A 10229-nucleotide genomic window follows, 5' to 3' on the forward strand; every position below is an offset into this window, starting at 1 on the left:
GCTCCGTGCGAGGATCGGGCGATGGAGTTCCGCGAGACCTTCGACCGGCTCGACCCGACGATCTGGACGGACTCGTACCTGCCGGCGTGGAGTTCGCGGGCGGCCGCCCGCGCGACGGTCGCGGCGGGCCCGGACGGGCTCACGCTCTCGATCCCGCCGGAACAGGGCCCGTGGTGTCCGGACACGCACCCCACCCCGCTGCGCGTCTCGGGCATCCACTCCGCGAACCGGTCGGGCCCCGTCGGATCGACGGACGCGCCGCAGCCCTTCCTCCCCGGCCAGACCGTGCAGGAGGAGCAGGCCACCCGCCTCGGGTTCGCGCCGCACTTCGGCGGCATCGCCGTCACCTGCTCGGCCGTGCTCACGCCCCGGTCGATGTTCGCCGCGTGGATGGTGGGGCTGGAGGACCGCGTCGAACGCTGCGGCGAGATCTGCCTCGTGGAGGTCTTCGGCGACGCGATCGAGGACGGGATCGCCGCAGTCGGCCAGGGCATCCATCGCTTCCGCGATCCCGCGCTGACGGAGGACTTCTCCGCCGAACGCCACGCCGTCGACGTGAGCCGGCCGCACACGTACCGCGCGGACTGGGAGCCCGGGCGCGTGACCTTCTCCATCGACGGCACCGTCACGCGCGTCAGTCCCCAAGCGCCGGACTACCCGATGATGCTCATCCTCGGGATCTTCGACTTCCCCGACCGGGTGGGGGACCCGGCGATCACGCCGAGCATGACGGTGTCCGCGGTGACGGGAACCGGCCTCGGCCCCGCCACCGCGATCCGCTCGTAGGAACGGCCGCTCAGCGGCCGAGCAGGCGCCGGACGCGGGTGAGGGCACCGTCGTCGCGCTTGAGCAGTTCCTGCGCGACGAGGTGACCGGAGCCGCCACCGAGGCCCGGCCCCGGGTGAGTGGCGGCCCCGATGTGCCACAGCCCGTCGACCGCGGTGCGGTGACGGGCGGTGAGCGGCCCGGGTCGCCAGAAGATGTTCTGGTCCAGCTCCGCGGCACCGCAGTACGGATCGCCCTGCACGGCATTGGGGTTCGCGGCCGCCAGGTCGACGGGGCTGATCGCGCTGACGGCGAGGACCGCGTCCCGGGTGCCCGGCGCCGCCTCCTCGACGAGTCCGAGCACCCGGTCGACGTAGCCGGCGACCAGCTCGTCGGTCCAGCCCGCGGACGTGTCGAGCTCGCCCGCCGCGTCGCCGACCGGCGCGAACGGGACCTCCTGCAACTGCAGCCACAGCATGCCCCGGCCCGCGGGGACCCGGCTCGGATCGATGAGGGCCTGCTGCCCGACGACCACCGTTGGACGGGCGGGCAGCAGGCCCGCCTCGGCCTGCGCGCACGCGACGCCGACGGAGTCCGAGCCGGCGGTGAGGTGCACCAACGGCGCGCCGTCGAGCGCGGGGTCGGACCACTCGAGCGGCTCATCCAGCGCGACGTGCACCTGCATCGCCGCCCGGCCGTACTGGTAGCCGCGCGCCTCGGCGCGGACCGCCTCGGGCACGGCCGATTCCGGGAGCAGGTCGCAGTACAGCGCCGTCGGCGTCACCGAGGCGAGGACGGCCTGCCGCGCGTCGATCCGGCGCCCGCCGACCATGACGCCCGCGGCGCGGCCCGACTCGACGAGGATCCGGTCGACCGGAGCTCCCGTCAGGACCTCGACGCCCCGCTCGGCGAGCAGCGACGCGAAGGCGTCGAGGAAGGCCCGCTGCCCGCCCACGGCGACCGGCAGGCCCGCGCCGTGCATCGTCGCCGCGAAGACCGGGATCATCAGCCCGCCCGAGGCGCTGTCGGGGCTCAGGCCCGCGTGCAATAGCCACGGCGCCCAGAGCTGGTCCACCTCGGTGCCCTCGAACGTCCGCCGGCCCCAGCGTCGCCCGCTCGTCGCGGCGTCGCGGACCCAGCCCTCGGTACGGCCCAGGCCGCGCCGCAGCATCGTCGCCGCGTGGCCCAGCACCCCCGGGGCTCGGGTCTCGTTGCCCAGCAGGGCGCCGATGACGTCGAGGTCGCCGCCGATCCGGTCGAGCATCGCCAGGTAGGCGGCGCGGTCCCGCTCCGAGAACTGTTCGACGGTGCGCGCCGGGTCCCGGTGCGCGACCACCGCGGGGCGGTCGCCGGAAACCGACCCGGTGACGGCGTCGTCGGCGTTCGCGTACGCGAGACCGTGCCGGTGCAGGTCCTCGCCGAGCGTCGCGTACGCGCCGCCGGTGACGAAGAGGGGGTGCCACGACGAGTAGGTGTCGTGCACGAAGCCCGGCAGCGTGAGCTCGTCGCTCGCGAGGAAGCCGCCGAGCCGGTCGGCGGCCTCGATGAGGCACACCGACCGGCCGGAACCCGCGAGCTCGGCCGCGGCGACGAGCCCGTTGATGCCGGACCCGATGACGACGACGTCGGCCGTCATGCGGCGCGCCTCGGTCCGGCTCCGGACGGGACCGCCGAGGCGGCCGGGCGGGGCCGGCGCGCGAGGAGGCGCCTGGTCACCCACCGGTAGTCCGCGGGCTTCGGCGGGAGCAGCCACTCGCGCACCCGCTGGCGCCGCGAGAGTTTCAGGCCCATCTCCTCGATGATCTCGTCGATGTTGTGCATCGAGAACGGGATCAAGTTCGTGCCGCGGGCGTGGTGCCCCTCGGTGCGATCGCGCATCCAGCGCAGCCGCGCCGAGACCTGCTCGCGGCGCTCCGGTACCGGCGGCAGCTCGGCCGCGCCGTCGAGGACGTGCGCGACGTAGAGCGAGGCCATCTCGGCCGACAGCGGCGAGAAGAAGGAGGAGTTGTAGCCGACGAAGGCGAGGCCGGGGACCTCGTGCGGGAGGATGAAGCGGTAGAGCTCGAAGTCGCCGTTCGCGTCGGTGAGCCGGGCCTGCACGTCGGCGTCCAGGAAGGGCACGTCCTGCCGCCATCCCGTCGCCGCGATGATGACGTCGGCCGGCACCGTCGACCCGTCGGACAGGCGCGCCGCCGGGCGGCCGTCCTCGACGAGCAGCTCGGCGATCTCCGTGTCGCGGCGCACCGCGAGGCTGCCATCCTGCACCGCCTCGAAGAAGCCCTCGCTCACGAGACTGACCGTACTGCGCGCGATGCGCTCGAAGTCGCCGTCCGGCACGAGCCCGTACTCCTTGAGCTTGAGCTGGCGCGTCGCCACGGCCTGCAGGCTCGCGAGCATGCTGTTGCGCACGGGCTTGCCCGCGCCGTGCAGGAAGGCCTCCACGCCCTGCAGTCGCTGGTACTCGAACAGGGCCTCGCCGAGCCGGGTGAGCATGAGGAACTTGTAGTTGATCGCGCCGCCGAGGTGCCGCGGCATCTTCCACAGCAGCTTCCGTGCGATCACCGTGGCGCTGCCGGTGACGGGTGCGATCGCCGATGCCACGTCGCAGGCCGACTTGCCGTAGCCCACGACCAGCACGTCGCGGCCGGCCACCTCGTCGAGCGAGTGCACGTCGCCGGGCGCGCAGAGTCGCCCGCCCGCCGCCTCGAAGGCCTCGCGGCCCGGCCACCCCGGGATGGACGGCGCCGAGAAGATCCCGTTCGCGCTCACCAGGTAGTCGTATTCCTCGGTGCTCACGCCCTCCGGGCCCTCAGCGGTCACCGACCAGGTGACCGGCCGCAGCGCGGGGTTCGCGGTCACGTCGGACTCCGACGGCGCACCGTCGGGCTCGGACAGGGTGGCGGAGATGACGGTGGTGGACACCCGGAATCGGTCCCGGAGGCCGAACCGGTCGACGTAGCCGTCGAGGTACTCCTGCACCTGCGCGCTCTCGAGCCACTGCGGGTAGTGCCGCGGCATCGTCTGATCCGACAGGCAGTACGTGCCCTTGTTGTTCTGGGTGCGCAGGCCCGGGTAGCGGCGCGACGCGCTCCAGACCCCGCCGATGTCGGGGGCCTTCTCGTAGACGGTGACGTCGTGGCCGAACTGGGTGAGGACCTTGGCTGCGGAGACTCCGGCGAAGCCGGCTCCGATCACGGCGATACGCATGGCTGTGTGTTCTCCTACTCGGTGCCCGCGGGGGCCAACAGGGGGATCGAGGGGGCGGCCTGTTCCGGCCCCATCGCGGAGTAGCCGCCGTCGGCGGCCCAATCGGCGCCGGTCACGACGGACGCGGCGTCGGAGCACAGGAAGGCGACCACGCGGCCGACCTCGATCGGGTCGGCGACGCGGCCCGTCAGGTGGAAGGGCGCGGCGACGCCGTCGGTGTGCGCGCGGTCGTGCTCGGAGACGGTGTCCATGATCTTCGACCACACCCAGCCGGGGCTGACCGAGTTCACCCGGATCCCCTCGGCCGCATAGTCCATCGCCATCGACCGGGTGATCTGGACCAGCGCCGCCTTGCAGGCGGGGTAGACCCAGCGGCCGGTCTGCGCCACCGAGCTGGAGATCGACGTGAAGTTCACGATCGACCCGTGCCCGCTCGCGGCCAGTGCGCGCCGCGCGGCCGCCGCGACGCGGACCGCGCTCGCGACGTTGACGTCGAAGGCCGTCAGCCAGTCCGCGCGGGCGGTGTCGGCCCCGTCGTCGAGGTAGGTGCAGGCGAGGTTGACGACGATGTCGAGCCCGCCGTGCTCGCGGGCGGTCGCGGCGACCAGGTCCGCGACCTGTGCGTCGTCGGTGATGTCCGTTGTGCGCGCGATCACGCGCTCGCCGAGCCGATCCGCGATCGCCCGCGCACCGTCGGCGTCGATGTCGGCGACAATCACCGTCGCGCCCTCCGCGTGCAACGCCTCCACCACGCCGTGCCCGACCAGGGTCGCCCCACCGGTCACGATCGCTGTACGCCCGTCCAGATTTCCCGTCATGCCTCCACCTCGCGTCGAGTCCGTGGCGCCGTGCGGGCGCCGATCGATCCGGACGGTAGTGACGCAGGTCATAGCCCTGCTATCCGCTTCGGCGCGCCCACTATCCAGTTCGCGGTATTGCGCCTGCTTGACGACAGGCAGGAATGCAGCACATGATGGGGACGTGATCCACGCCACAGGGAGGTGTCCGTGACCGCTCCGACGGTCCTGAGGACGAGGGACGTCGACGTAGCCCGGGCGCGGGTGGCCGACTTCTTCTGCGACCACCGGCTCGACCCGGTGGGTCGCGCGCACGCCATCGACATGCGCCTGCGCATCGACACCATCGGCTCGATGGGCCTCGTGCACCTCGACTACGGCGAGCCGGTCCAGATCCGTCCCGGGCCGCTCGCCACCTTCTACCTGGTGCAGATCCCGCTCGCTGGCCGGGCCGTCGTGGAGCACGGCGCCACGCGGGTCCAGTCCTCTCCCCATCTCGCCACCGTCCTGTCGCCCACGTCGCCGACGTCGATGACCTGGCAGCGCGGCAACCCGCAGCTCTGCGTGCGGCTGCGGCGCAGCACCGTCGACCGGGAGCTCATGCGCCGGCTCGGCAGCGAGGTCACGACGCCGCTGCGGTTCGACGTGGGCATGGACCTGCGCCGTCCCGACGTCGCGTCCTGGGTCCGGATGGTGCGCTTCCTCGGCGACGAGGCCCTGCGCGGCTCCTCCTCAGTGGGCGGTGCCGACTGCTCCGAGTACCTCGCCCGCGGAGTCGTGAACCAGCTCCTCGACGTGCAGCCGCACAACTACAGCGCGGCCCTCGCCGCGGCGGCGGACGGTGCCGCCAGTCTCGGCTCGCGGATGGTCGCGCTCGTCGACGACCACCTCGCCGACCCGCTCGGCCCGGGCTGGCTCGCGGAGCGCCTGCGGGTGAGTGTCCGCGCGCTGCGCGAGGCCTGCCGATCCGAACTCGACTCGACGCCGATCGCCGTCGTCAAGGAGCGGCGACTGCTCGCCGCCCGCGCCCGGCTGCTGGACGCGATGCATCCGGGGCGCACGGTCACCGACGTCGCGCTGAGCGTGGGGCTGACGCACCTGGGTCGGTTCGCCGTCGACTACCGGGAGCGCTTCGGGGAGTCGCCGAGCGAGACGGCCGCGGCGACGGCCTGAGGAGCGCGGAGTCGACTTCCGCGTAGCCCGGGGTTTCTGATTGGATCACCGAATGCTCGTCGCCCTGCTCTCGTTCGCCGCCGCCTCCGCCGTGCTCGTCATCGTGCCCGGACCCGACACCCTTGTCGTGGTGCGCGGCGTGGCGCAGGGCGGCCGCGGTACCGGGCTGCGCACCAGCCTCGGGGTGCTCAGCGGCCTCGTCATCTGGGTGCTCGCCGCGGTGCTCGGGCTCTCGGCGATGCTCAAGGCCAGCGAATACGGCTACACCGCGCTCAAGGTGGTCGGCGCCGCGTACCTGATCTACATGGGCGTGCAGTCCCTGCGTGCGGTGATACGCGGCACGGCGCTGGGGGAGCAGCCGGCCGCCCCGATGGAGACGTCGTGGCGCACGGGCGGCTTCACCGCGGGCTTCCTCACCGACCTGCTCAACCCGAAGATCGGTGTGCTGTTCGTGAGCCTGCTCCCGGGCTTCGTGCCCGCCGGCTACTCGGTGACCTGGACGACGCTCGCCCTGGGCGGCGTCTACATCGCGCTGACGGCGGTCTACTGCGGCGTGTTGATCGCGGCCGCCGGCACGGTGACCCGCTGGATGCGGACGCCCCGCACCCGGCGGATGCTGGACGGCGTCGCGGGTGTCGCGCTCATCGGCTTCGGCGCCAAGCTGGTCACCGAGCGGTAGCGGCCGGCAGGCCGACGATGCCGGACACGAGCGTGCCGAGGTCGATGAGGATCTCGGGGGCGCGGCCGTCGAGCGGCGCGCGCCAGATGCGGCCGCCCAGGTCGGAGACGTAGGCGAGCCCGGAGGCGGCGTCCACGGCCAGGCCGATGGCCTCGTCGAAGCCGCGCGCCAGGATCGTCGGTGCGGCCCCGCGCGTGCCGACCGCCGGGAGCGGGGCCCGGTTGAGCGAGTTGCCGTCGGGGGCGGCGCCGCGGTCGGTCCAGTACAGGGTGTCGCCGACGATCTCGAGGTCGATGGGCTCGGGCAGGCCGTCCCACAGCGTCTCGACGTCGGGGCGGTCGTCCGGCGACGCGCCGGAGGGGAGTTCGAGGCCGGCGCGCAGGATGCGTCCGCGGCCGCCCTTCGCGGGCCCCTTCTGCGTCCAATAGAGGTGGCCGCGCGCGGGATCGACGGCGACGCCCACGCATTCGGCGAGCCGGTCGGGCTCGGGAACGTTGACGACGAGGTCGCGCAGCCCGGTGCCGTCCGTCCGCACCGAACTCACCCGGCAACCCTCGCGGTCGGCCCAGAAGAGCGTGCCGGCACCGTCGGACGCGAGCTGCTTCCCGGTGGTCATCGCGCCCGCCGGCACGAGGTCGCGCAGGTCGGTGCCGTCGAGGAGGACGGAATGGACGCCGCCGGTGCGGGCGGAGAAGTCGAGGCCCTCTTCGCTCGAGGTCCCCGGGGCGCGGTCGGGGCGGCCCATCGTCGTCCAGTAGATCCGGCCGCCCTCCACGAGAACGCCGTCGGGCGAGGCCCCGGCCTCGTCGGTGTACAGCGTCTCGACCGCGCCGTCGGGGAGGGAGACGCGGAGAATCGTCCCGGTGCGGATCCCGAGGGCCAGAAGTCCTTCGAACATAGAACTTATTCTACGGTGGTGTGCTCGCGGCGGCCGCCACTCACGATGTGAGTTTCGAGACCGGTTGCGCGCCGAACAGGGTCTCCTCCGAGCGGACGAGATACTCCGCGAGCAGGTCCGCCGCCTCGTCGCCCCGGCCGTCGAGGAAGGTCTCGAGGATGGTCACGTTGTCGTCGAGGAACGGGGCGTGCAGGAACTCCGGGTCCGCGATCGCCCCGAAGGCGAGGCGCAGTTCGGCGAGGATCGAGTCCAGGACCGCGTCGAGCCGGGGGCTGTCGCTGAGCCCGACGATGGCGCGGTGGAAGGCCAGGTCGGCCGTGCCGACCGCCTGCCAGTCGCCGAGACGCGCCGCCGCCTGCGCGGTCGCCACCGCGTCGCGCATCCGGACCGCGCCGGGGTGATCCGGTCCCGCGGCACGGAGCGCGGGCGGTTCGACGGTGCGCCGCACCAGGTAGATGTCGCGGACGGACGCGCGGGTCGGGGCGGTGACCCGGGCGCCCCGATTGGCCTCGTGCACGATCAGCCCCTCGTGAGCGAGCGTGCGCATCGCCTCGCGCAGGGTGTTCCGCGAGACGCCGAGCTCCGCCGCCAAGCGCTCCTCGCGCAGCGGGTCGCCCGGGCGCAGGGTGCCCTCGACGATGGCGCGCCGCAGGTCGTCGGTGGCCTCCGTGGCGGCGTGGCCGCGCTGTCTGCCTGTGCTCACGGCTCGATCGTACGGAGCGGTGCCGAACTTTGTTGAACAAATCGGGCGCGCGGTAGTGACAGATTGTTCAACAATCATCTATGGTGTGGATCACATCAGCGCCGACCGCTCACCGAGAAGAGACCATCCATGTCCACTGATCAGCCCGAGCAGGGCGCCGTGCAGAAGGGCGCCGTCAAGGCGTACATCGCCAGCCTGACCGGCACGTCCCTCGAGTACTACGACTTCGCGCTGTACTCCGTCGCGTCCGCGCTCGTCTTCCCGCACGTCTTCTTCCCCGCGGAGGATCCGTTCATCGGGCTCCTCCTCTCGTTCTCCACCTTCGCCGTCGGCTATTTCGCCCGGCCCATCGGCGGGGTCGTCTTCGGCCGGCTCGGCGATCGCATCGGGCGCAAGAACGTCCTGGTCGCGACGCTCCTCCTGATCGGCATCGCCACGGTGCTCATCGGCGTGCTGCCGAGCTACGGCACCATCGGCGTGATCGCCCCGACGATCCTCGTGCTGCTGCGGTTCGCGCAGGGCGTCGGCGTCGGCGGCGAGTGGGGCGGCGCGGTGCTGCTCTCCAGCGAGTTCGGCGACCCGCGCAAGCGCGGCTTCTGGGCGTCCGCGGCCCAGATCGGCGTGCCCGTCGGCAATCTCATGGCGAACGGCGTGCTCGCCCTGGTCGCGGCCCTGCTCACCGAGGACGCCTTCCGGGACTGGGGCTGGCGCATCGGCTTCCTGCTCTCGGCCGTGCTCGTCGTGTTCGGCCTCATGATCCGGCTCAAGCTGGAGGAGACTCCCGTCTTCCAGGCCATCGCCGAGCGCGCGGAGCAGCCGAAGGCCCCGATCTCCGAGGTGCTGCGCGGGCACCCGCGGGCGCTGCTCGCCGCGGCGCTCTCGCGGATCTGCCCCGACGTCCTGTACTCGCTGCTCACCGTCTTCCTCGCCAGCTACGCCACGAAGGAACTGGACTTCCCGACCAGCCACGTGCTGACGGCGGTGCTCACCGGATCGGCGGTGCAGGTCTTCGCCATGCCGCTCGCCGGTGCGCTCACCGACCGGTTCAACCGCCGCCTCGTCTACGGCGTCGGCGCGGTCCTCACCGCGGCGTGGGTCCCGGTGCTGTTCCTCATGATCCAGTCCGGCAGCCGCGTCCTGCTGACTCTCGGCGTCGTCGTCGGGATGTCGCTGCACGCGCTGATGTACGGCCCGCAGGCGGCGTTCATCACCGAGCAGTTCCCTGCGCGGCTGCGCTACGTGGGCAGTTCCCTCGCCTACACGTTCGCCGGCGTCGTCGGCGGCGGCATGGCGCCGCTCATCTTCACCGTGCTGTTCCGCTGGACCGATTCCTGGGTGATCATCGCGGTCTACGTCGCCGTGACCGCCGTCGCCACAGTCGCGGGCATGGCGCTCGGCCGCGACCCCGACCCCGAGGAGGAGTTGGAGCTGCTCGCCGACGCCCCGGACGGTGTCGATGCTCCCCGCTGACGTCCGCCGCCTCGGCGCCCGCGCCGTGCGCGTCCGGGTGACGCCCGGCACCGTCGAACCGCTGCGCGCCCGCCTCGCCGCCGAGCCGCTCCCCGGGCAGCGCGAGCTCGTCGCCGGGGGCGAGACCGTCACCGTCCTCTTCGACGGTGCCGGGTCGGCCGCGGAGGCCGAACGCCTGCTCGCGGAAATGCCGCCGCCGGACGCCATCACCCTGGACGGGCCGCTGGTCGAGATCGGCGTCGTCTACGACGGCGAGGACCTGCGCGACGTCGCCGAGCAGCTCGGCACCGACGAGGCGGGCGTCGTGCGGATGCACACCGCGCGCGCCTGGCACGTCGGCTTCCTCGGCTTCGCGCCCGGTTTCGCCTACCTCCGCTCGACGGAGCCGGGGCCGGAGATCGCGCGGCGGGCCTCGCCGCGCGTGCGGGTGCCGGCCGGCGCCGTCGGGCTGGCGGGGGAGTACAGCGCGGTGTACCCGCGCACCTCGCCCGGCGGTTGGCAGCTGATCGGCCGCACCGACGCCGAGCTCTGGTCCCT

At 72.9% G+C, this 10229-nt stretch carries 10 protein-coding genes; 5 read left to right on the forward strand and 5 right to left on the reverse strand.

Going from position 1 to position 10229, the window contains the following annotated elements; genetic code table 11:
* The first annotated feature begins 21 nt into the window (after positions 1-21).
* The gene (locus LB823_RS14785; RefSeq protein WP_224647993.1) at positions 22-786 is read left to right on the forward strand and encodes a glycoside hydrolase family 16 protein; all 765 of its coding nucleotides are present in this window, start codon (positions 22-24) and stop codon (positions 784-786) included.
* A gap of 10 nt (positions 787-796) precedes the next feature.
* Here LB823_RS14785 and LB823_RS14790 read toward each other — a convergent pair whose 3' ends face one another.
* Genes LB823_RS14790 through LB823_RS14800 form a run of 3 tightly spaced genes read right to left on the reverse strand, consistent with a single transcriptional unit; the run spans position 797 to position 4790 of the window.
* Positions 797-2401: an NAD(P)/FAD-dependent oxidoreductase gene (locus LB823_RS14790; protein WP_224647994.1), complete on the reverse strand. Its 1605-nt coding sequence runs from the start codon at positions 2399-2401 to the stop codon at positions 797-799.
* Complete coding sequence (locus LB823_RS14795) at positions 2398-3972, reverse strand: NAD(P)/FAD-dependent oxidoreductase (protein WP_224647995.1); 1575 nt, start codon at positions 3970-3972, stop codon at positions 2398-2400. The genes LB823_RS14790 and LB823_RS14795 overlap by 4 nt, the downstream gene beginning before the upstream one ends.
* A gap of 14 nt (positions 3973-3986) precedes the next feature.
* Positions 3987-4790, reverse strand: coding sequence for an SDR family oxidoreductase (locus LB823_RS14800; RefSeq protein ID WP_224647996.1), 804 nt, complete (start codon positions 4788-4790; stop codon positions 3987-3989).
* A gap of 189 nt (positions 4791-4979) precedes the next feature.
* Between LB823_RS14800 and LB823_RS14805 the strand changes: the two genes are divergently transcribed.
* Positions 4980-5942: an AraC family transcriptional regulator gene (locus LB823_RS14805; RefSeq protein ID WP_224647997.1), complete on the forward strand. Its 963-nt coding sequence runs from the start codon at positions 4980-4982 to the stop codon at positions 5940-5942.
* A gap of 52 nt (positions 5943-5994) precedes the next feature.
* Entirely contained in the window at positions 5995-6621 is a 627-nt protein-coding gene (locus tag LB823_RS14810) for a LysE family translocator (RefSeq protein WP_224647998.1), read from the forward strand.
* On the opposite strand, the gene LB823_RS14815 is transcribed toward LB823_RS14810, so the two are convergent.
* Both LB823_RS14815 and LB823_RS14820 read right to left on the reverse strand, forming a co-directional pair.
* Complete coding sequence (locus LB823_RS14815; protein WP_224647999.1) at positions 6608-7519, reverse strand: hypothetical protein; 912 nt, start codon at positions 7517-7519, stop codon at positions 6608-6610. The two genes, LB823_RS14810 and LB823_RS14815, sit on opposite strands and share 14 nt — an antisense overlap.
* A gap of 40 nt (positions 7520-7559) precedes the next feature.
* Complete coding sequence (locus tag LB823_RS14820) at positions 7560-8222, reverse strand: GntR family transcriptional regulator (RefSeq protein WP_224648000.1); 663 nt, start codon at positions 8220-8222, stop codon at positions 7560-7562.
* A 129-nt stretch (positions 8223-8351) separates the two neighbouring features.
* Between LB823_RS14820 and LB823_RS14825 the strand changes: the two genes are divergently transcribed.
* Together LB823_RS14825 and LB823_RS14830 are read left to right on the forward strand one after the other, a co-directional pair.
* Complete coding sequence (locus tag LB823_RS14825; RefSeq protein ID WP_224648001.1) at positions 8352-9692, forward strand: MFS transporter; 1341 nt, start codon at positions 8352-8354, stop codon at positions 9690-9692.
* Positions 9679-10229: allophanate hydrolase subunit 1 (locus LB823_RS14830; protein WP_224648002.1), on the forward strand; the 551-nt coding region annotated here is incomplete at its 3' end. The genes LB823_RS14825 and LB823_RS14830, both read left to right, overlap by 14 nt.

It is taken from the genome of Tsukamurella sp. M9C (assembly GCF_020169415.1).
Lineage (GTDB): Bacteria > Actinomycetota > Actinomycetes > Mycobacteriales > Mycobacteriaceae > Tsukamurella.